We start from the raw sequence: 20,040 nt of genomic DNA, 5'->3' as shown, positions 1-20,040 counted from the left end.
AACGCCATTTTGCGGAAAGGATTGTGAGCGTTATCGCAGCCGTTGTCTCGCGAGGGCAACGAAATATTCAGCCCCTTGCCGAAGCACATTGTCGTTGAAGTCATAGCTGGGATTATGCAGGGGAGCTGACGTCTCTCCATTGCCGATGAAGGCGAAGTTACCGGGAACTTTCTCCAGGAGCCTGGCGAAATCTTCGGAGGCGGCGATAGGCGCAATATCGTCTTCCACCGCCCCAGGTCCGAAAACGGAGCCGGCAACCTCCACTGCAACGCGCGTTTGCTCGGGTGTGTTAACGAGTGGAACGAACTCACGGCGATAGTCGATCGATGCCGAACAACCATAGGCCGAAGCAGTCCCATCAACAATCTGGCGCATACGGCGCTCAATCTCCGCGCTGACCTCAGACCGCATGCTACGCGCGTCGCCGAGTATGGTTGCGGTACCGGGGAGAGCGTTACGTGTACCGTCGGCAATGAGTTCAGTGACCGATACAACCGCCATATCTGCGGGGTCGAGCCGTCGAGAAACGATCGTCTGCAGGTTCACGACGAGCGCACAGGCTGCGACCAGCACTTCATTGGCATGGTGCGGTCGCGCCGCGTGGCCGCCTGTTCCGTCCAGCCTTATCTCGAATATGTCCTCGGCGGCCATGATTGAGCCAGTTCGCGTCGCGAACCGGCCCACCTGCATACCCGGCATGTTGTGGATGCCGTAGACTTCGGAAAAAGGAACCCGGGCCATCATGCCGTCGTCCAGCATTGAAAGAGCGCCCCTGCCCCATTCCTCCGCCGGCTGAAAGATGAAGCGAACCGTGCCCTCGAAGCCACCCTCTTCTGCCAGGATACGGGCAGCGCCAAGCAGCATTGCGACATGTCCGTCATGGCCACAGGCGTGCATCGTGCCCGCGGTTTGCGAGCGGTAGGGAAGGTCGCTCTTCTCGCTGATCCGAAGCGCATCCATGTCTGCACGAAGCGCGATGGCGCGCTTTCCGGTTCCCAGCGTCAAACTGCCGACCACGCCGGTTTTTCCAACACCTTCTATGACCTGGATGCCCCATGAACGGAGTTTCTCGGCGACGAACGCTGCCGTGTTGATTTCTTCAAAGCCGAATTCGGGATTGCGGTGCAGATGATGCCGCCATTCGATCATCTCCCTCTCGACTGTCTCGAACCTGTTCATAATCCACTCCCGAGCAAGAGGGCGCCGCCGGGGCGGCGCCCGGACAAGATCATTCGGCACTCTTTTGCTCGAACTTGCCACCCTTCAGTTCGTAGAAGACGAAGTCCAGCCGCGTGATATCGCCCTTCTCGTTGTAGGAGAGAGGGCCTATGACGGTATCGACCTTCAGCCCGCCGTGCAGCTTGTCTGCGACAATCTGTGGATCGGCGCTCCCGGCTTCCTTGATGCCGGCTGCAATGACCTGCATCGCCGCGTAGCCATAGAGCGTGAAGCCTTCCGGATCGATCTTCCTCCCGGCAAAGCGCTTCACGACCTCCGCAGCCGCGGGGTTTTGACGTGCATCGGGGCCGAAGGTAATCAATGTGCCGTCGGCTTCCGGCCCGGCGATAGCCGCGAATTCACTCGAGAACATCGCGTCTCCGCCGATCATCGGGGTCTTGACCCCTTGATCACGCAATTGACGAAGAATGAGACCTCCCTCGGTGTAGACGCCGCCGAAATAGACGACATCAGCCTTGGTCTCTTTGATCTTGGCGATCAGGGCCGAGAAATCCTTGTCGCCGACAGTGATGCCCTCGTAGCCGGTCTCGGTCAGGCCGCCGGCATTGACGGATTTCTTTACCTCTTCGGCAAGACCCTGACCGTAGGGCGTCTTGTCATGAACGATGAAGACATTCTTGCCGGTGAAATTCTTGATCAGATAGTTCCCTGCGACGGTCCCTTGCTGGTCGTCACGCCCACAGGTGCGAAAGGTGTTCCAGAGCCCGCGTTCCGTGAGCTTGGGATTTGTGGATGCCGGAGTGATCTGGAACATGCCGTTCTCGGCATAGACATCCGAGGCAGGGATTGATGCACCGGAATTCTGATGCCCGATGACGAATTTTATGCCGGATGCCGCAAGCCGATTGGCGACCGAGACAGCCTGCTTGGGATCGCCACCGTCATCTTCCGTCTGCAGCAAGATCTTTTCGCCGAGAATTCCACCTGCGGCATTGATGTCCTCGATCGCCTGCTTCACGCCATTGAGGTTCTGTTCGCCAACAGCGGCGCTGCCGCCTGTGATCGGGCCGGCCCAGCCGATCGTCATATCCGCCAAAGCCGGCGTGGCCAGCACGCCCGCAATCGTCGCGGCAATTATTATGCTTTTCATGTCATTCCCCTTTCAGGTTTCTTCGTTGAGAGGTCCTTCGGTCACGAACAACAGCACGCGGCTCGAAGCGTCGAGTTCAAGGCGGACTGCCATTTCGGGATTTGCAATGGCTCGGCGAAGCCCGGCGAGACCGGCTGCGCCCGACGGCGTGGTCGCGGGACCGCCAGCGGCTTCCAGCAAGAGTGGTTCGCTCAGAAGACGATCCTCCTCGACGGTTACGACGTCCACAAGCCCGGCCATCAGTTTCAACGCCGGCCGGCTTGCCTCGCCGCAGGCAAGCATCGTTGCGGACGTAGTCAGATCGCCAGGCACCCGCTCGACATTGCCTGTGCGGATTGCCACATCGACACATGCCGCTGTCGCGGGTTCTACGACGACAATCCTTGCCGGTTGCGCGAGCCAGTCCTTGAGGCCTGTCGCCATTGCCGCCGCGAGACCGCCGACACCGGCCTGGATAAAAAGATGCGTCGGACGCGGCCCTTCCCCGATCTGCTCTTTGATTTCCTGCGGGATCACGCCGTAGCCTGCGATCACGTCGCTCACGATCGGGTCATCGGGATCGGCGGAGGTGTCGGCCACCAGAATGCCGGCACCGTCTTTGGCCGCCTTCTTTGCCGCGTCGACAGCGTCATCATAGGTTCCGTCGATGTCGACGATCTCTGCACCCATGTTGACGATACGATCACGGCGGGCGCGAGAGACGCCAGGGTAGAGGAAGATTCGGGCGCGGCTGCCAGCAAAACGTGCGGCGGCGGCAACGGCCAGGCCATGGTTTCCAGCACTCGCAGTCAACAGCTGAGGCAGACGGCCAGCCGGCACTTTGCCCGAAGCGATCGCGGCGAAATCCTCACCGGTAGCCCGCGACAGCGCCCGCAATGCCGCATAGGTTCCTCCAAGTGATTTGAAGCTGCCGAGTGTTCTAGCTCCCTCGTCCTTGAGGAAGACCGCACCCAGCCCATGGGCAGCTGCGAGCTCCGGCAAGGCAATCAGCGGTGTCGCGGCATATCCCGGCGCAAGCGCATGCAGGCGGGTCTGGATAATGTGAGCGTCTTCGATCGGCAGGTTCTTTGTCATGCGGAAATGCTACTGCGTTATGCGCGCTGAGTTTCGCCGAAATTCCTTGCACCTTACCGGTTTCAGGCGATATTCTCCCTATTCATGACGGAAACCGCTACCCTCGATTCATTCGATCTCTCTTTGCTGAAGCTGGTGCAGGTCAACAACCTGATGCCGGCCCGCATGCTCGCCGAAAAAGTTGGCCTTTCGGAAAGCGCGGTGTTGCGCAGGCTTCGCCAGATGCGGGCGAATGGGACGATTGCCGCCGATGTCGCGATCGTACGGCCGGCGTCGATGGGATTTCCACTGACAATTCACGTTCTCGTTTCGCTGGAGCGCGAGGCCGGTAGCGAACTCGAGGCGTTCATCAGGAAGATCAAAAAGCGGCCGGAGGTTCGGCAGGCCAACTACGTGACCGGTGAGGCTGATTTCATTCTGATGCTGCAGCTTTCCGGCATGGAGCAATACGACGTCTTCACGCGTGAAGTGTTCCACGAAGACGGCAACGTGAAATCGTTCACGACGCTGGTTACGATCCGCGATGTCGTCAACCCTATGGATGCGGTCCTTGCTCGAGGCATCGACCGATAAATCAAGGCGCCGCTCACACCGCGGTGCCCCCTCGAAGTATAACTCCGCGGACCACTGCCACTCACCTGCTCGCCAAAAGGCGGATCTAGAGGCGGTTTCGGCGGTGTAGTGATACGCGGCCAATATGCACGATAAGAACCTCGGCAAGATCCTGGTGAGCTTCGATGAGACCGGCCGCCCGACCGGCATCATCTGCCACGGCCCGATCGTTCTGCTTTCGGCACTCGCGGATCCGGATGCCTTCATCGCCTCGATGATCACAGGTGACGGCAAGGCAGGCTCGCTCACCACCGGCTGGCCTTATGCCGGTTATCGCGCGACGATCTTCTTGACCGGCGAAGAGCAGGCGCTCGAAGGCCCGAACGGCCTCGGTGGCAACGTTCAGTTCTACCCGGTCAATGCCCTGGCCGAGGCCGGCGCACGCGTGGAACCGATCGCCAACTGGCACAGCAACGTCGTCGTCGACCGCGAACTGATCACCGGCCAGCAGCCGATGTCGGCACCGGAATTCGGTGATGTCCTCGTCGCCAAGCTCAATGACAAGCAGTAGCGACGTCGAAAGCGGACCGCCGGCTCAATTCGGCGGTCCCAAACCCATACTTTAAGTCGCGTCCAAGCTCAAAAAAGCGCTTTCCCCGGGGCTTGTCTCATGGGAAAGGTAACGCTGCATTTGCGACGAAAGATCCATGAAAACAATATCGGGCACCAACCTTGAACAAGCGAAATTCCATAACCGCCGGGTTGTGATCGAGGCGATCCGCAGCAGTGGACCGCTGTCCCGGGCGGCGATCGCGCGGATGACCGCGCTGACCACGCAAACGGTGTCCAACATTGTCGAGGAACTGGCGCGCTCTCACCTTTTGATTTCCGGCGAGCCGCAGAAGACAGCGCGCGGACAGCCGATCATTCCCTACTCGATCAATCCGCAGGGCGCCTATTCGATCGGCCTTGAGCTCGGAAGCCAGCGCGCCAGCGGCATTCTGACCGATCTCTCCGGGGCCATCTGCGCCCGCGTCGAGCACAACATCGACCATGCCGATCCGGAGAAGGCAATTCCTGTCCTGGAGGGCGTCGTCGCCGAGCTTCAGGGAGCATTCGCGTTTGACCGCCGCCGCCTTCTCGGGATCGGCATGGCACTTCCCGGGCGCTATGCCGACGGAGGGGTGACCACGCTCAGCCCGCAAAATCTGCCGGGGTGGCAGCGCTTCCCCGTTGGACGCGAGCTTGAAGACCGTCTGGGCTTGCCGGTGCTCATCGAGAACGATGCGGCGGCAGCGGCGATCGGCGAGCGCCTTCACGGCGTCGCCCGCGGCTTCAACAGTTTCGTCTATCTCTACCTTGCCCGCGACGGTGGCATCGGTGCCGGCATGTTTCTCGACGGCCATCTCTACAAGGGCAGCCGCTACAATGCAGGCGAAATCGGCCATATCGTCGTCGAACGCAACGGCAGGCCCTGCCCCTGCGGCAAACGTGGTTGCCTCGACCGCTATGTGTCGCCGTCGGTCGCCTATGAATTCATGGGCATCGGCAATGCAGGCGAGCTTTCGACCGACGAACTCGACGAACGGGTGAGAGCCGGCGGCAAAGGTCTTGAGGACTGGCTGGCGCTGGCGGTCGAGCCCTTGCGGCAGACAATCGACTTTCTTGAGCTTGCCTTCGACCCGCAGACGATCGTTCTCGGCGGCAGCATATCGACGCTGATGATGCAGCGGCTGGCCGACTGCCTGGCGCCCCTACCCGTGCCGATCGATCCCGATGAGATAAGGACCGTGCCGCGCGTCACCATCGGCACGACCGGGAAGGATACGGCCATTCTCGGCGCCGCAGCCCTCCCGATCTTTTCCGAAACGAACCCCCGTTTCGACGTGCTGCAGAAGCCGCTGGGCTAGCGGCTTCAGGCTTGCTGGATGCCGTAGAGAAGCGGCATCAATCCCGCGAGCGCCCGGAACCGCTCCCAGGATTTCGCCTCCGGTCTCGTCCAGCCGTTTTCGGCGAGGGCCGAAAGCCTTGGAAAGACCAGGCGATCGAAGACGGCCCGATCGGTCATCGGTTCAGACCAGATGCAGGCCTGTATCCCGCGAAGCATGTTCCTTTGCGCGTCCGTCCATCCCTCGACCGGATCGAACTGGTACAGCTTTTCAGCGTCGGACGTCCCCGCCCAGTTGGCGCCCGGCTCGTCCCAATCTGGCCTGAGTGCCATATCGAGATAGTAGACCTGGCCGGGGCAAACCACGATTTCGTAGCCTTGGGCGGCGAGTTCGGCAGCCACTTCGACATTTCTCCAGCTGCAGAGATAGCTGCGCGATTTGTCGATGACGTCTCCATGAGCTGCTTCCTCCCAGCCGCCGGTCGTGCATCCGTTTGCGGCCAGGAAGCGCTGCACCCGCTGCAGGAATTCGGCCTGCAGCACCGCGGTGCCCGACCCGGAAATATCGTCGGCGCCATGGTCGTTGGTAATGACGTTCAGCCGTTCCGCATGCCTGTCGGCGATCTCGTTACCGGCGAGTGAACGCAGTCTTGCCAGTGCCTGCGGAGAACCGGACCAGGCGCCGAGCGGGACCTCGTCGGCGCCGATGTGAATGATCTTCGAGGGGAACAAGTCGATAAGTTCGGAGAGAATGGTCTCGACGATCTCGTAGGTCTCTTCCCTTGCCGGGTTGAGGCAATTGTCCGGAAAGCCCTGAACGGAATAGTAGCTGCCCATCTCGTCCGGATCGCGCAGTTCCGGAATGGCGAGCTGCATCGCATAGCAATGGCCCGGCATGTCGATCTCCGGAACGACGGTTATGCCGAACGAAGAGGCGAGCGAAACGATCTCTCGTACCGCAGCCTTGGTGTAGAACCCGCCCGTTCGAGCCGGGCTGGAGCCGAGAAGCGGCGGAATTGCCAGCCCGTGGCCGCGCCAGGCGCCAATCTCCGTCAGAGCCGGATAGGCGTCGATCTCTACGCGCCACGCTTCATCATCCGACAAATGCCAGTGGAAATGGTTGAGCTTGTTCCACGCCAGCACCGCGAGCAGCTTCTTTATTTCCGCGGCGCCGTAGAATTGCCTGGCAACATCGAGATGCAACCCGCGCCAGGCCATTTGCGGCTCGTCGGCGATCTCGCCGGAGCCCGGAAAATGGAAGACCTGCGGATGCAGCCTTGCGCCCCGCCAGATCTGACCAAGCGTGATGAGGCCGTAGAGAAAACCGGTCCGGCCGGCCGCCTCGACCTCGACGCTGCTGCCCCGAAAGCGGATACGGTAGCTTTCCGGGCCCGGGAGATCTGCTGCTGTCAGCAAGACAGGCATGCCGCCCTCGGCAGCCGGTCTCACCATCCCCTCGACGGCAAACAGCCGCTCCACCAGCGCCGTGAAATTTTGTGCCGCGGCCTCTGCTTCGGCATTGGAAGCCTGCAGGGCAAAGCCTGCAGGCAACGGCATGCGGGCGCCGACCGAGACTTTGCTGGGCCACGGAATAATGGAAACGGGAACGGAGACCTGGGCAGGCACCGGAAAGATCTCTGCGCCACGCTTGAGCGGCGCGTTGCTGGCCGACGACCGTGTCGGTTCGCATTCGAGCGCGATGATGCGCCCGTCATCAAGCGCCAGGTAGGCGTTAGTCGCCCCGTCCGTCCAATGCTGAAATTGCCAGCTCAGTGCAAAGACCGAGATCGACCAGGTGTCTCCCTGGGCAAGCACGAAGCCTTCAGGCGGACGGAATTCCGTAAAGTTCGAGAGACGTTTGGAAACAACCGCACCTTCGACCCGGCCAGCCGGATCGACACGTCCCGGCCCGCTGACACAGAGGGCGAAATTGGTCAGCGGTTCGCCTCCCATGTGCTTCAAGCGAAGTGCATAGGAGAAATCTGCGTTGCCGGATGGCGGATTCCATATGGTCTCCAGCCGCAGGGCGGAGCGTTGAGGTGCGGACATGGCTATTCCTTTGGGTTCAGTTGTCAGTTTTGAGCATGCCGGCATAAATGCCGGGCTCGGAATTCGGGATCGGCGTTGCCGCAACGGCCTTCTCGTAAAACACGGACGGCCCGACGTCGCCGATGATCGCATAGGCATATCCCAGCGACTTAAGGTCGTTCAGGCTGGCAAACAGGAGAGCACGGCCGATGCCGACGCCGCGCGCATTTTCATCAACGCCGGTTGGGCCGAAGAAGCCGCGCGCCGTGGCTTCGTGGCAAGCAAAGCCGATCAGCGCGCCGTCGCGCGTCGCGACAAAGCAGGTGGGCGGCTGGCGAGTCATGGCAACCGCTGCTTCGCTCGCCCAGCCCGCTCCAAAATTGTCCTCGATCCAGCCTGTGATCAGCTTGAGCTCAGGCGGCAGGGCGCGCCTGATTGTCACCCGCGCCTCCGTCATAGCGGTTTGTGACGTGTTGTCGACAGGCAAGGCCGACAGGTTGACGAGATAATCCATTCTAGTTTGGCCTTATTGAGCTGTGTTGCCGGGCATTCGGACAAAGTGGTTCGCGCCCACCTGATCGATCGTTGGCGACGCTGGGCGGCTGAGGCTGCGGACCTTTTCCGCCTGTTCAAGAAAGCGCGCACTTCCGCCGGTCACGAACGGCCTGCCGCCGTCGGGCACGGCAGAAAGCAGCAGCCGGGTGTAAGGGTGATGCGGCTGGCCCAGCACGGCAGACGTATCGCCCCATTCGACCATCTGCCCGGCAAACATCACAACGATTTCCTCGGCGACGCTGGCCGCAGTGGCGATATCATGGGTGATGTAAAGCAGAGCGAGGTCATTTTGCTTTTTGACGCGCGCCAGGAGGTCGAGAATGTCCTTGCGAATGGAGACATCGAGCATCGACGTCGGTTCATCGGCAACGAGCACGCTCGGTTGAACGGCAAGCGCCCGAGCAATGTTGACGCGCTGGCGCTGACCGCCCGAGAGCTCGTGCGGAAACTTCCGGCGCGAGACCGCAGGGTCGAGCCCGACGCTTTCAAGCAGTGCCCCGATACGCTCATCCAGCACCTGCTTTGAAAGACCGTGCTGGTGAAGTTCGAGCGGCCGCGACAGATGATGGTTCACGCTGAAGGCGGGGTTCAGGGAGGAAAACGGATCCTGAAACACCATCTGGACATCCTTGCGGTAGCGCCGCTCCTCCTTCGGGGTACCGCGAAGCGTCAGATCCTGCCCCCGAAAGAGCAGCTTGCCGCCAGAGGGTCTGTCCAGGCGGGCGATGATCCGCGCGCAGGTGGTCTTGCCGCATCCGGATTCGCCGACAAGCGCCAGAGCCCGTCCCGGATAGAGCGAGAAACTGATGTCCCTCAAAGCCTGGACCGGGCCGAAATGCCTGTTGATGCTTTCAAGCCGGATATGCGGCAAAGCTGCGGTGGATATGCTCGGCTCGGCTCTCATGCTGTAACTCCGGAAGACAGGTCATGGACGGGAAGCTGCGGGATCGCGTTCCATAGCTTGCGCGTGTATTCGTGCTTCGGCACCGTGCTGACCTGATGGACATCGCCGACCTCGACCAGCTCGCCTTTCAGCATCACTCCGATGCGCTGACACAGCTGCGCCATCAAATGCAGGTCGTGGGTGATGAACAGCACCGAGAAACCATGAGTTCTCTGCAGATCGACGACCTGCTCGAGGATCTCGCGCTGGACGACGACATCGAGCGCTGTCGTCGGCTCATCCATGATGATCAGTTCGGGCTGGAGGGCCAGACATATGGCGATGACGATGCGCTGACGCATGCCGCCTGAAAACTGATGCGGATAGTCGGCAATGCGATGGGGCGGTATGCCCACCAGCCGGAACATCTCCTCGCCGCGTGCCCTCGACTGGTCGCGCGAACATCCGGCATGCCTGAAGAGCACGTCATGAAACTGCGCTTCGACCCGCATCAGAGGGTTAAGCGAGTTCATCGCACTCTGGAACACCATGCCGACGCGCTTCCAGCGGATCTTCTGGAGCTCGCGCTCGGTCAGGCGCAGCAGATCTTCTCCGCCCAATTTGATGCTGCCGCTTGTGATCCAGGCCGGCGCCTTGGAGAGCCGGGTGATCGCATACGCGATCGTGCTCTTGCCGCATCCGGACTCGCCAGCAAGCCCAAAGATCTCTCCCTTGCCGATGTTGAAGGAGACGTCGTTGACGGCGCGGAACTCGCCTTTATCGACGAGATAGTCGATGTTGAGATGCTCGATTTCCAGCAGATTGTCGCTCATCGGCGTGCCTCCAGTTCGCGATTGCGGGCACGATTAAGACGAAACCAGCGAGCAAGGGCAGGGCCCGAGCGCAGCTGCGGATTTGCGATCTCATCGAATGTGAAGTTGAGAAGCGCCAGTCCGAGACCGGTCAGTGCAATCCCGGCCGCCGGAACGCCGACGTCCCACCACGCGCCCACCATGATCGCCGAGGCGTTCTGCGCGTTGTAGAGCATCGTGCCCCAGGAGACCTTTAGGGGATCGCCGAAACCCAGATATTCCAGCGTCGTCTGTGCGACGACAGCATAGATGATGCTCCCGACCAGATTGATACCGATGAGGGGCGCCAGATTGGGCAGGATGTCGACGAAGATGATCCGCCATGCCGGCTCGCCGATCATTTTCGACGCCGTCACGAAATCACGGTTTCTAATCGACATGGTCTGCGACCGCGTCATTCTTGCGCCCCATGGCCACGATGTCAGAGCGATGATCATCATGATCGTCATCGGACCGACCGTTCCCGCGAATGAGGCAAGGAGGATCAGCAGCGGCATGTTCGGGACGACGAGAACGGCATTGGTCGCGAGATCGAGGGCGGCGTCGGTCTTTCCACCGGCATATCCGGCAACAAGACCGATACCGGTGCCGATGACGGTGATTGCAATGCCGGTGGCAAACCCGACGGAAAGCGAGCTTCGCGCACCCCAGACAAACTGGCGATAGACATCGCGCCCCATCTTCGTGGTGCCGAGAACGTGTTCCATCGACGGGGGCTGATGGGAACGGCCGACACGCGCGCCGGGCTCGCCCGGCGCAATAAGCGGAGCAAGAAGCGCGATCGCCCAGATGGCCGCGACGATAATCAATCCGGCAACGGCCTTGCGCTGACGAAGGATGGCCCCAAGAGTGAAGCTCATTAGTTTGCCTCCCGCAGTCGTGGGTCGATCAATCCGTAGAGAATGTCGACGAGAAAATTGGCGCCGAGAGTGGCAAGCGTCATCAAGAGCAGCTGGCCCTGAATGACCGGATAGTCACGCGCGATACTCGCGGTGTAGAGGGTCAATCCGAGCCCCGGGTAGTTGAAGACGATCTCGGTAACGATCGACCCACCGAAGACCGCGCCGATCATCAGTGCCAGATTGGTGAGAACGGGAAGCATCGCGTTGCGGGCGCCGTATCCGAACATCACGGCACGGTGGCTGAGGCCCTTGGCACGCCCCATCGTGACGTAGTCTTCGCCAAGCACCGAGATCATCGCCGAACGCATCGTCGTCTGAAATTCACCGATGAGAAACGGCGACAGCGTCAGTACCGGCAGAATGGCGTGAACGAGCACGCTGCCTGCAAAGGTGAAGTCGAAACCCGGGTCCAGGTTCGGATCATAGGCATAGCCAACCGGAAACCAGCGAAGCGAGACACCAAAGATGAAAAGCGTCGTCAATGCGATGATGACGGGAGGGACGGAGATCATCACGACCGAAAGCGGCGAGACGATCGTGTCAAACCGGCCGCCGCGCCGCCATGCGGCGACAGCGCCGAGAACCACCCCCACACACAGCGAAAAGAGGATGGCGGTGACGACCAGAAAGGTTGTCCAGATGGTGGCTCTGCCCAAAACCTGAACAACCGTTTGCGGATAATATTTGACCGATACGCCAAGATCCAGCGTGGCCAACCCCTTCAGATAGTCGGCGAACTGGCTCATCATCGGGGCATCGACCGCGCCAAAGCGAGCCTTGATCGCTGCCACGGCTGCCGGCGTGGCGCGTGGCCCCAGCTGGGCCACCATGGCATCGACGGGGGTCCCCGGCATAAGCCGGGGAAGGATGAAGTTCATCAACACAGCGAACGCCAGAGCGACCGCATAGACGCCGAGGCGCCGGCTCGAAATGCGCATATCTTCTATCCCTGGCCGGCTTATTGAACCGGCTTGAGGCGCAGGAGATGCATCAGACGCATCCGGTTGTTGTCATGATCTTCCGGGTTCATGACCGGATCCTTGTCCGTCACCCAGCCGGTAAAGCGCTTGCTGGAGAACTGATACCAGGTTGGACCGTTGAACACGGGCACGACCGGGAAGTCATCGGCGACCAGGAGCTGGATGTCGTTGAAAATCTTCTTGTGGTCATCATCGGTCGTGGCCTTCAGATACTGACTGAAGAGCGCGTCCAGCTTCGGATTCGAATAGCGGGAAGGCGCGCCGGTGATGCGTCCGGCATAGGCTGTGGACAGGCTCTGATAGTAGCCGCGGAACGGCGTCGCCCCGTCGGCACGCGAGTTCATGACCACCTCGAAGCTTCCGTCAAGGATCTGCTTGCGCCACTGCTCGTATTCGGGCGTGGCGACCGACGCATTGATGCCGATGGCGCGAAGTCCCTCGACGGCAATCTGGACCGCGTCGATCCAATCGGTCCAGCCGTTTGGAACGATGACCGGAAACGCGATCGGCTTGCCTGTTGGTGTCGTCCGGAAGCCATCGGCGCCCTTCTTGAAGCCCGCGTCATCGAGAACCTTGTTGGCCTTCTCCGTGTCGAAGCCCATGAAGGCGTCCTTGTCACCTTCCGCGGCCTTGTTGCGCCAGCTTTCGAAGCGCGGCGGCAGGCCGCTGGCATGAAGGTTTACCACCGGGTAGCCGAACCCGGCGATGTCCACCATCGACGGGCGATCCATGGCGAGGCTGAATGCGTGACGGAAATTGACGTCCTTGTAGGCCTCGAGGTTGCCCTCGTTGGCGCTCTTGAAGTTCATCTGGAAGGCGACCGTCTCGGCCGGCGGCTGCCAATAGCCGTTATGATCCGGATCGAGTGCTACGAAGGTTTTCTTAATTTCCGGAATGAACGATCCAATCCAGTCCATGTTGCCTTCCGGCAGGATCGCCAGCATCTGATCGTTGCCAGAGATCTGCGGCAGCCGGATGCAATCCACATGAAGGGACGCCGCATCCCAGTAATTCGGATTGCGGCATTGCTCGTAAACCTGCGGCGTGAACCGGCGCAGCTCGGTGAGAGGCCCGGATCCGATCGGCTTCTCATTCTTGAATGCGACGGGGTCGGAAACATCCTTCCAGACATGCTCGGGAACGACGGCCAGATCTGCCAGCGACTCAGGGAAATCGGAATTGACGTCCTTCAGGTTGATGCGGACTTCGGTCGGTGATGGCGCCTCGACGGATGCGACAGTTTCGCCGACACCGACCGTATCGAGAGCCGCGTTCTTCAGCATCAGATCGATGGTGTATTTGACATCGGAGGAAGTCAGCGGCTGACCGTCCGACCATTTCAAGCCAGGACGCAGTTCATAGGTGATCGACTTGAGGTCATCTGAGAATTTGAAGCTCGTCGCCAGCCGCCATACCGGCTTGCCACCGTCCTCGGCGTTGAAAATGACAAGTGGCTCATAGATAAAATCCATCGTGCTCTGCCGGCGCCCGGCGAGGTCGAACGGATTGAAATTCTGCACCCAGCTGGTCTGCTCCTCAATGTGCATTGTCAGGACCGCCTCGGCGCTGAATGCACTCGAAGCGCCGAACAAGGCGATATAGGCAGCGGTCGTCGCCCAGCCCGCCTTCGCGATAAAATTGCGATACCCAATTCCAGTGATGTTCATGAAGGTTCCCTCTTTTTTATTTGAACTCAATCAAATTGATTTAATAATGGATACCGATCTTGATGATGCCGGTCAATCGGTGAAAATCAGAAATTTGGGTTTGAAAATGCGCCCGCCGGAAAGCCTTCATTTCTTTCACGAAACGGCATAGAGGCGGAGGTGTGGGCTGCCCGGACGCCGGCATCGTCTGCGCACGGAATGTGGATCGCGAAGGCAATTTCCGCGTCATTGCCGATCGTCCATCAGAACCAAATAGTTCAAGGTCGCCAAGTTTCTTCACGGGCGACATGGCAGGCGTTTCGTCATAAAAGCGTAATGTGCCTTTGCGATGCCTCAGGTCTCCAAATTTGAATCACTTTCCAGGTTTCCATGACAATTCCCGACGTTGCCGACCGACTCCATCCCGCGGCATCGAGCCGTCTCAGGCTCTTGGCAGAAGCCGTTCTCAAGGCCGGCACGCTCGCCCGTTCCTCCCTGAAACGCCGCCGTGTCAACGAGATGCTGGCGAAGGCTCCCAGAGATTATCAGACGGAGATCGACGTCGCGGTTGAGCGGATCATTGTCGACGAGATGGTCAGGGCATTTCCGGATTACGCAATCCAGGGCGAAGAGGCCGTCGGCAATCGCGACGCCGGGCCGGATACGCCAGTGATCTACATCGATCCGATCGATGGCACGACGAACTATGCGTGGGGAATACCGCATTTCGGCATGACGATTTCAATCGTGGAGCATGGCAGGATCACCCTGGGCGTCGTCTATGACGCAATGCTCGACGAGCTCTTCAGCGCCGAAGCCGGACAGGGTGCCTATCTCAACGGCGAGAAGATCAGCTGCATCGACAATGGCGATATCGAGAATGTCCTGATCGGCGCCGGCCTTCCCGTTCCCGGCCAGGTCAAGGCGGTCAGGAAGGAAACCTATCTCTCGGCATTGCAGCGGCTGATGGATGAGACGGCCGGCGTGAGGCGGCTCGGCTCGGCGGCGCTCTCGATCGCCTATGTGGCCTGCGGCCGCCTCGATGGCTTCTTCGAGGATGGCCTGTCGCTGCACGACTACGGCGCCTCGGCATTGCTTGTCGAAGAGGCAGGCGGCAATGTCTCCGCCTTCTCGGGTGGCCCGGTAACGGCGAATGGCGATATCCTTGCGGCCAACGCCGCGGTCCACGCCTGGCTGGTCGATGGCTTTCGCGAAGGCTAGTGGCCGGAGGTGATCAGCGTCTCAAGGCCAACCGGGTCATCGGTGGTGATCTGGTCGGCCTTCAGCGCCAACAGGCGGCGAACATCGGGCAAGACATCGGGGATGGCGCGATTGATCGTATAGGCGTCGATCGTCCGGCCTTCCTGATGAAATGCGCCGATCATGTCGAAACCCGCTGCATCGGCAAACAGCACCAGCTTGTGATGCAGATAGATCATCGTGGCCTTTGGCGAGGCCGCAAGCGCGCCAGCGACGAAGCCCGCGAAATCGCGATTTTCCATCAGCCGCTCGATTGCGCCGTCATGGCATGGGTCGTAGCCGACAGGCATATCGGGGACAGCGCGCGACAGGCGCTCCACGGCCACGGCGTCGCCGCCTGACAGAATGACGGATTTAGCCACCGGCGCGATCGCCCTCGCAAAGGCAGCAACGTCGGCTTCGCTGATGCGGACAGAATATTCCTTCAGATCCAGTTGCAGGACCGCATCTGGATGGCAATCGATCTCCTGCAGCAGACGGCCGAGATCATCTATCAGCATGACCGGATGACCGGTCGGCTGGCCCTCGTGGTCGCGCAGATAGAGGCTGCGGAGATAGTCGGCCGAGGCATCGGCGACAGCGCCCTCGCCCGTCGTTGCCGGATGCAGCACGTCGTCGTGCAGGACGGCAAAGCCATCACCCGCGAAACAGACGAGATCGATCTCGACGCTTGCACCGAGCGCCATGCCCTCGACAATCCGCTGGCGCGTGAAGGAAATGTCGCCGGCCTGCCGGTGGCCGCGATGCCATTTCAGCCAGGTGAGATGGCCATCCGCCTTGATTGCTACGCCCGTTGTATCAGACATGACCGAATACCTGCCTCTGTCCCTGATGGCCGGCTTGCGGCGATTGATAGACGAGGCCGTTATCGCGGAATGCGAAGTAGGCTGCAACCTTGGGCTCGACCAGACTGCCCTTCGCCCAGTTGGCATCCGGCGCGGTCATCGATTTCAGCCGGCTACCGTCGGTGAGATCGATATCGACAAGCTTATGGGTCCCGAAATCGATGGTGCGGTGAACCGACGCTGCTTTCTTCTCTGAGAGAGAAAGCGAAAGCGCCTCGGGCCGGAAGGCGATCTCCACCTCGCCATCGCCGACCGGTACGGCGAGCGGAAAGGCCGGGTGCTCACTGACGCCGTTCTTGACAGTCGTGCGGACGAAATTCATCGAGCCGATAAACCCGGCGACGAAGGCCGTCTGCGGCTCGCGATAGATGACGTCTGGCGGTGCGATCTGCTCGGTGCCGCCGTCTCGCATGACGACGATGCGGTCGGCAAGCGCTAGCGCCTCGTCCTGACCGTGGGTGACGAACAGCGTGGTGATGCCGAGACGCTGCTGGATGTCCTTGACCTCTTCGCGCAGACGCTCGCGCAGATGCTGATCGAGGCTGGCGAAGGGTTCGTCGAGCAACAGGATCTTCGGCTCCAGCACCAGCGAACGGGCCAGCGCGACGCGCTGCTGCTGGCCGCCGGAGAGCTGCGTGGTCTGGCGTTTGCCGTAGTTGGACAGGCCGACGAGCTCAAGGGCGCCTTCGACACGGTCGCGGATCTCCGCCTTCGGCAGATGCCGCAGCTTCAGGCCGAAGGCGATGTTGTTGAAGACATCCATATGCGTCCACAAGGCGTGGCTCTGGAATACCATGCCGGTGGGACGCTTTTCCGGCGGCAGGTCGGTCACGTCCTTGGCGTCAATCAGGATCGAACCGCCCGTCGGGCGCTCGAAGCCGCCGATCATGCGAAGCAGCGTCGACTTGCCGGACCCGGAGGGGCCGAGAAGGCAGACCAGCTCGCCGTCTTCGACATCGAGCGAGAAATCGCGCACGGCGAAAGACGTGCCGAAGCTCTTCGAAACGCCGTTGATCGTCAAACGTGCCATTAGCAGCCTCTCTTGGGGCGGAACCCGACCATATTATGCACCGAAGCCCCGGGCGAATGCACCCGTGCCGATGACGCGGCGGGCAAACATCAAGGCGATGAAAGACGGCACCCACAGCATCACCGAAAGCACAGCGCCGTACTGAACGACGATCTGATTGTTGATGAAGGTGATCATCAGCACCGGCATGGTGCGGATTTCGGGGGCGCCGATCAGCCAGGCGCCTTCGGTTTCGTAGAAGGTGCCGACGAAGATCAAAAGCAGGGCGGCGGCGATCGTCGGCCCGGCCTGCGGCAGGGTGATCGACCAGAAGACGCGCAGTGGTGCCGCACCTGCGTCCCGCGCCGCCTCTTCCATGCGGCGATCGACATTCTGAAAGGCCGCGACCGGAATCCAGATCATCAGCATCAGTGTGCCGACGAGCTGGATCAGCACGACACCCCAGAAGGTGCTGATGAGCCCCAATTGCAGGAAGATGCCGGCGATCGCCACCAGCAGGCCAAATTTCGGAAAGGCATGCGATGCGAGGAAGGACAGGAAGAGGATGTTGCGGCCCGGAAATTTCATCCGCGCAAAGGCATAGGCCGCCGGAAGGCAGATGATCGCCGAAAGGATGGTGACGGTTGCCGTCAGCCGCAGGCTCAGCGTCAGCGCATCCCAGACATCGGCACGCGACAGCGTCTGATGCCAGAAGCGCAGGCCGAACTGCTGCGGAATGACGGAGGGATAGCGCCAGACCTCGGTAAAGGCCCAGGTGCCGACAACGACCAGCGGCAATGCGATGAACAGCGTCAGAAGGACTGCGAAGCAGATCCCGGTCCAATCGATCCTGGCGCGTGAAGCGGTGTTTTCAACCGGCGTCATCGGCGGCCCTCCCGGTTCCTGGCGATCGAGCGAACGTAGAAGATCCCGAAGACCAGGCAGAAGGCGAAGGAAATAACCGCCTGCGTCAGTGCGTTCAGCGGATCGTTCATGTCGGAGAAGGTGCGCTGCATGAACGGCCCCATCATCTCGGGCGAAGCGGGGCCGAGAACATAAGGCAGCGTAAAGGACGAGAAGATGCCGAGAACGGCGAAAGATGCGGTCACCAGCAGGGAGTTGCCCATGCGCGGCATGATGATCGAGATGAAGACGCGCAAGGGCTTGGCGCCGACATCACGCGCGGCCTCGATCGAGCTTTTCGAGATGCTGCTGAGCCCGGCCGTCAACATCAGCACGGTCAGCGGCAGGTTGTCCCAGACGAGGCCGATCACCGGCCCCCAGGGTGTCAGATAGGGCGATGGCAGCTTCGGCAGACCGACAGCGTTGAGCAGGATATCGACGGTACCATTCGGGCCGATGGTGCGGATCAGCGCGTAGGAAAGAATGATCGACGGCACGAACATCGGGAAGATTGCAAGCCCCTGCACATAGCCGGCAAGGCGGCCCTGGGAAAAGCGAAGATAAAGCGCAATCGGCAATCCGATGACGACAAGCAGCACGCCGCAGACAAAGGTCGTCCAGAGCGTTACCCAGAGATTGGCAAGGCTGTAGCTGTCGGTGAAGAAGAACTGGTAGGAAGCCAGCGAGAACTGCGAAGTTCCATCCGCCCGGCGCACAAAGATCGTACCCATGACGGCCGATATGATCGGATAGACGATAAGCCAGCCGAGCAGGAGAATCGGCAGGGCGACCAGAAGCAGCCCCGCCGAGGCACTCTTGGCCGGCGCGCGCTCACGCGCCGGCGAATTTACCGGTATCCGTCTGCGCATCAGGTACGGCTGATGTTCGGCGCTACATTGCGGTACCAGCCGTCGTTGATGTTGGTTTCCCAATCACCACTCGGGAAGGTCGGAATGGTCTTCGGGATGACGTCGGCATACTTCTTGCGAAGGTCGTCCGAAATGTGATCCCAGGAGACGCCCGGGAAGCCACCGATCTCGGTGATGATGGATTCCTGGATTTCCTTGCTGAGCAGGAACGAGGCGAGCTTGAGAGCGGCATCCTTGTGGGCGCCGTTCGAGAAGACAGTCATGCGCGAGAAACCACCGCAGAGCGCGAGATCGCTTAGCTGGACGAGGCCGGTCGTCTCGGGCAGCACGCCCTGCGAGATTGCCTGCAGAATCTGATCCGACCAGACAGGGGTCATGGTGACGACACCCTGTGCGAGCAGCTGGATCGACTGCGTGTTGCCAGCGGTGTAGGCACCCTTTTCGTAGAGCGAGGGAGCGAGGTCAGTGAGAAGCTTCCAGGCCGGAGTCAGCGTCTGGTTGGCGTAGTCGGCGGTGAAGTTGTCGACGGTGAACTTGCTGGGGTCGCGGCCATTGGCTTCATGAATGGCGCGGCGGACGAAGTTACCGCCAGAACCGCCCTTGTCGGGACGGTTGTAGATGAACTGGCCGGGGTTGGCCTTGATCCAGGCCGTCAACTGTTCCCAGGTCTTCGGCGCGTTCTTCGGGTCGAGCTTCGTGGTGTCGTAGGCCAGCAGAACCTGCGAGCCGCGATAGGGAAGCGAGTATTCGCTATCGACGCTCAGCGGGTTGACGTGGTCGAAGCCTTCGATGTTCTCGGCCGAGAACTTCACCCAGAGACCGGCGTCGATGCCGCCTGCCGGAAGGCGTGGGTCGAAATGTTCGAAAATGTCTGCCTGCGGATCGGTCTTGGTCTTCAGCGCGGCGAGACCGCGATCGGCGATGGCGCGCAGACCGGTGTTGTCGCCGGCGTCGGTGACCTTGATGGCCAGCTCCGGATGGGCCTTCGAAAACGCCGGAACGACGATGTTGCTCCAGAAATCGATAATGTTGGCGTCAGAGCCACTGTAGAGATCAATCGTCTCTCCAGCTGCAAACGCAAAGCGCGGCATCGCCAGAAGGCCCGCCACCGCCGACGAAGTGACTAGAAATTCGCGTCTGTTCATGACCTTCTCCTCTTCCTGGGCCTCATTCCGAGAGGCCTTCGAAAGCCTAGCTATCCGTGGTGGATGACACCCCAATGACAAAAACCCACTTTTTGCACGCCTGTGCATTTTTTGACCTGAGAGCGTCCCGCTCCCGGCTGAGTTGCCGATAATATCGCGACATCACCATCAATGACCGGCAAACCAAGCGTTGCCGCGCTATCCCAATTCACCCGCAAGATTTCATTCGTCCGGTTACATTGTTGTACGACAAATTATATGCAATATGTGATGGCGAGGTAACGCAGGAAGGCGCGAAGC

At 60.6% G+C, this 20,040-nt stretch carries 20 protein-coding genes; 4 read left to right on the top strand and 16 right to left on the bottom strand.

Annotation, left to right across the window (positions count from 1 at the left end; all coding sequences use genetic code 11):
• Positions 1-30 precede the first annotated feature (30 nt).
• Genes AC1DNK_RS13085 through AC1DNK_RS13075 form a run of 3 tightly spaced genes read right to left on the bottom strand, consistent with a single transcriptional unit; the run spans position 31 to position 3,403 of the window.
• Positions 31-1,179, bottom strand: a complete 1,149-nt coding sequence (locus tag AC1DNK_RS13085; protein WP_477941484.1) for a M20 aminoacylase family protein — start codon at positions 1,177-1,179, stop codon at positions 31-33.
• A 49-nt stretch (positions 1,180-1,228) separates the two neighbouring features.
• The gene (locus tag AC1DNK_RS13080; RefSeq protein ID WP_477941482.1) at positions 1,229-2,329 is read right to left on the bottom strand and encodes a branched-chain amino acid ABC transporter substrate-binding protein; all 1,101 of its coding nucleotides are present in this window, start codon (positions 2,327-2,329) and stop codon (positions 1,229-1,231) included.
• A gap of 12 nt (positions 2,330-2,341) precedes the next feature.
• Entirely contained in the window at positions 2,342-3,403 is a 1,062-nt protein-coding gene (locus AC1DNK_RS13075) for a pyridoxal-phosphate dependent enzyme (RefSeq protein WP_477941480.1), read from the bottom strand.
• An 84-nt stretch (positions 3,404-3,487) separates the two neighbouring features.
• Between AC1DNK_RS13075 and AC1DNK_RS13070 the strand changes: the two genes are divergently transcribed.
• From AC1DNK_RS13070 to AC1DNK_RS13060, 3 genes are all read left to right on the top strand, one after another.
• Positions 3,488-3,976 carry an Lrp/AsnC family transcriptional regulator gene (locus AC1DNK_RS13070; RefSeq protein ID WP_112388763.1) on the top strand — a complete coding sequence of 163 codons (489 nt, stop codon included), beginning with the start codon at positions 3,488-3,490 and terminating at the stop codon, positions 3,974-3,976.
• A 124-nt stretch (positions 3,977-4,100) separates the two neighbouring features.
• Positions 4,101-4,526, top strand: a complete 426-nt coding sequence (locus AC1DNK_RS13065; protein WP_477941479.1) for a type 1 glutamine amidotransferase family protein — start codon at positions 4,101-4,103, stop codon at positions 4,524-4,526.
• Between the two features lie 136 nt (positions 4,527-4,662).
• A complete protein-coding gene (locus AC1DNK_RS13060) occupies positions 4,663-5,865 on the top strand; it encodes an ROK family transcriptional regulator (protein WP_112388764.1) in 1,203 nt (400 codons plus the stop codon).
• 5 nt (positions 5,866-5,870) lie between these two features.
• On the opposite strand, the gene AC1DNK_RS13055 is transcribed toward AC1DNK_RS13060, so the two are convergent.
• Genes AC1DNK_RS13055 through AC1DNK_RS13020 form a run of 8 tightly spaced genes read right to left on the bottom strand, consistent with a single transcriptional unit; the run spans position 5,871 to position 14,019 of the window.
• Entirely contained in the window at positions 5,871-7,892 is a 2,022-nt protein-coding gene (locus AC1DNK_RS13055; RefSeq protein ID WP_477941478.1) for a beta-N-acetylhexosaminidase, read from the bottom strand.
• 16 nt (positions 7,893-7,908) lie between these two features.
• Complete coding sequence (locus tag AC1DNK_RS13050; protein ID WP_477941476.1) at positions 7,909-8,385, bottom strand: GNAT family N-acetyltransferase; 477 nt, start codon at positions 8,383-8,385, stop codon at positions 7,909-7,911.
• A 12-nt stretch (positions 8,386-8,397) separates the two neighbouring features.
• A complete protein-coding gene (locus AC1DNK_RS13045; protein ID WP_477941475.1) occupies positions 8,398-9,330 on the bottom strand; it encodes an ABC transporter ATP-binding protein in 933 nt (310 codons plus the stop codon).
• Positions 9,327-10,142, bottom strand: a complete 816-nt coding sequence (locus AC1DNK_RS13040) for an ABC transporter ATP-binding protein (RefSeq protein ID WP_477941473.1) — start codon at positions 10,140-10,142, stop codon at positions 9,327-9,329. Before AC1DNK_RS13040 ends, AC1DNK_RS13045 begins: the two co-directional genes overlap by 4 nt.
• On the bottom strand, positions 10,139-11,041 hold the full coding sequence (locus AC1DNK_RS13035; RefSeq protein WP_477941471.1) for an ABC transporter permease: 903 nt from the start codon (positions 11,039-11,041) through the stop codon (positions 10,139-10,141). The genes AC1DNK_RS13040 and AC1DNK_RS13035 overlap by 4 nt, the downstream gene beginning before the upstream one ends.
• Complete coding sequence (locus tag AC1DNK_RS13030) at positions 11,041-12,021, bottom strand: ABC transporter permease (protein WP_477941469.1); 981 nt, start codon at positions 12,019-12,021, stop codon at positions 11,041-11,043. The genes AC1DNK_RS13035 and AC1DNK_RS13030 overlap by 1 nt, the downstream gene beginning before the upstream one ends.
• Positions 12,022-12,041: 20 nt before the next feature.
• Positions 12,042-13,730 (bottom strand): ABC transporter substrate-binding protein, encoded by a 1,689-nt coding sequence (locus tag AC1DNK_RS13025; RefSeq protein ID WP_477941468.1) that lies wholly within the window; start codon positions 13,728-13,730, stop codon positions 12,042-12,044.
• Between the two features lie 40 nt (positions 13,731-13,770).
• Complete coding sequence (locus AC1DNK_RS13020) at positions 13,771-14,019, bottom strand: hypothetical protein (protein ID WP_477941467.1); 249 nt, start codon at positions 14,017-14,019, stop codon at positions 13,771-13,773.
• 80 nt (positions 14,020-14,099) lie between these two features.
• On the opposite strand from AC1DNK_RS13020, the gene AC1DNK_RS13015 reads away from it, so the two are divergent.
• A complete protein-coding gene (locus tag AC1DNK_RS13015; RefSeq protein WP_477941465.1) occupies positions 14,100-14,930 on the top strand; it encodes an inositol monophosphatase family protein in 831 nt (276 codons plus the stop codon).
• Here the strand turns inward: AC1DNK_RS13015 and AC1DNK_RS13010 are convergent.
• The 5 genes from AC1DNK_RS13010 to AC1DNK_RS12990 are packed head-to-tail and all read right to left on the bottom strand — an operon-like array spanning position 14,927 to position 19,740.
• Positions 14,927-15,775, bottom strand: coding sequence for a glycerophosphodiester phosphodiesterase (locus AC1DNK_RS13010; RefSeq protein WP_477941463.1), 849 nt, complete (start codon positions 15,773-15,775; stop codon positions 14,927-14,929). The genes AC1DNK_RS13015 and AC1DNK_RS13010 overlap by 4 nt on opposite strands.
• Positions 15,768-16,844: an ABC transporter ATP-binding protein gene (locus AC1DNK_RS13005; RefSeq protein WP_477941462.1), complete on the bottom strand. Its 1,077-nt coding sequence runs from the start codon at positions 16,842-16,844 to the stop codon at positions 15,768-15,770. The genes AC1DNK_RS13010 and AC1DNK_RS13005 overlap by 8 nt, the downstream gene beginning before the upstream one ends.
• A gap of 33 nt (positions 16,845-16,877) precedes the next feature.
• Positions 16,878-17,708, bottom strand: coding sequence for an ABC transporter permease (locus AC1DNK_RS13000; RefSeq protein WP_477941461.1), 831 nt, complete (start codon positions 17,706-17,708; stop codon positions 16,878-16,880).
• On the bottom strand, positions 17,705-18,595 hold the full coding sequence (locus AC1DNK_RS12995) for an ABC transporter permease subunit (RefSeq protein ID WP_112514435.1): 891 nt from the start codon (positions 18,593-18,595) through the stop codon (positions 17,705-17,707). Before AC1DNK_RS12995 ends, AC1DNK_RS13000 begins: the two co-directional genes overlap by 4 nt.
• Positions 18,595-19,740: an extracellular solute-binding protein gene (locus tag AC1DNK_RS12990; RefSeq protein ID WP_112597365.1), complete on the bottom strand. Its 1,146-nt coding sequence runs from the start codon at positions 19,738-19,740 to the stop codon at positions 18,595-18,597. The genes AC1DNK_RS12995 and AC1DNK_RS12990 overlap by 1 nt, the downstream gene beginning before the upstream one ends.
• Positions 19,741-20,040: the final 300 nt, after the last annotated feature.

Source organism: Rhizobium sp. 01N424, from assembly GCF_056399485.1.
Note: the sequence above shows the minus strand (reverse complement) of the source record. Positions and strands in the feature narration are given on the sequence as shown.

Excerpts from the sequence above, each read along its gene's own strand:
- AC1DNK_RS13065 (WP_477941479.1), top strand. The coding sequence starts at position 4,101 with ATGCACGATAAGAACCTCGGCAAGATCCTGGTGAGCTTCGATGAGACC.
- AC1DNK_RS12995 (WP_112514435.1), bottom strand. The coding sequence starts at position 18,595 with ATGCGCAGACGGATACCGGTAAATTCGCCGGCGCGTGAGCGCGCGCCG.
- AC1DNK_RS13020 (WP_477941467.1), bottom strand. The coding sequence starts at position 14,019 with ATGTCGCCCGTGAAGAAACTTGGCGACCTTGAACTATTTGGTTCTGAT.
- AC1DNK_RS13005 (WP_477941462.1), bottom strand. The coding sequence starts at position 16,844 with ATGGCACGTTTGACGATCAACGGCGTTTCGAAGAGCTTCGGCACGTCT.
- AC1DNK_RS13060 (WP_112388764.1), top strand. The coding sequence starts at position 4,663 with ATGAAAACAATATCGGGCACCAACCTTGAACAAGCGAAATTCCATAAC.
- AC1DNK_RS13035 (WP_477941471.1), bottom strand. The coding sequence starts at position 11,041 with ATGAGCTTCACTCTTGGGGCCATCCTTCGTCAGCGCAAGGCCGTTGCC.
- AC1DNK_RS13075 (WP_477941480.1), bottom strand. The coding sequence starts at position 3,403 with ATGACAAAGAACCTGCCGATCGAAGACGCTCACATTATCCAGACCCGC.
- AC1DNK_RS13030 (WP_477941469.1), bottom strand. The coding sequence starts at position 12,021 with ATGCGCATTTCGAGCCGGCGCCTCGGCGTCTATGCGGTCGCTCTGGCG.
- AC1DNK_RS13050 (WP_477941476.1), bottom strand. The coding sequence starts at position 8,385 with ATGGATTATCTCGTCAACCTGTCGGCCTTGCCTGTCGACAACACGTCA.
- AC1DNK_RS13055 (WP_477941478.1), bottom strand. The coding sequence starts at position 7,892 with ATGTCCGCACCTCAACGCTCCGCCCTGCGGCTGGAGACCATATGGAAT.
- AC1DNK_RS13015 (WP_477941465.1), top strand. The coding sequence starts at position 14,100 with ATGACAATTCCCGACGTTGCCGACCGACTCCATCCCGCGGCATCGAGC.
- AC1DNK_RS13080 (WP_477941482.1), bottom strand. The coding sequence starts at position 2,329 with ATGAAAAGCATAATAATTGCCGCGACGATTGCGGGCGTGCTGGCCACG.
- AC1DNK_RS13070 (WP_112388763.1), top strand. The coding sequence starts at position 3,488 with ATGACGGAAACCGCTACCCTCGATTCATTCGATCTCTCTTTGCTGAAG.
- AC1DNK_RS12990 (WP_112597365.1), bottom strand. The coding sequence starts at position 19,740 with ATGAACAGACGCGAATTTCTAGTCACTTCGTCGGCGGTGGCGGGCCTT.
- AC1DNK_RS13085 (WP_477941484.1), bottom strand. The coding sequence starts at position 1,179 with ATGAACAGGTTCGAGACAGTCGAGAGGGAGATGATCGAATGGCGGCAT.
- AC1DNK_RS13045 (WP_477941475.1), bottom strand. The coding sequence starts at position 9,330 with ATGAGAGCCGAGCCGAGCATATCCACCGCAGCTTTGCCGCATATCCGG.
- AC1DNK_RS13040 (WP_477941473.1), bottom strand. The coding sequence starts at position 10,142 with ATGAGCGACAATCTGCTGGAAATCGAGCATCTCAACATCGACTATCTC.
- AC1DNK_RS13000 (WP_477941461.1), bottom strand. The coding sequence starts at position 17,708 with ATGACGCCGGTTGAAAACACCGCTTCACGCGCCAGGATCGATTGGACC.
- AC1DNK_RS13025 (WP_477941468.1), bottom strand. The coding sequence starts at position 13,730 with ATGAACATCACTGGAATTGGGTATCGCAATTTTATCGCGAAGGCGGGC.
- AC1DNK_RS13010 (WP_477941463.1), bottom strand. The coding sequence starts at position 15,775 with ATGTCTGATACAACGGGCGTAGCAATCAAGGCGGATGGCCATCTCACC.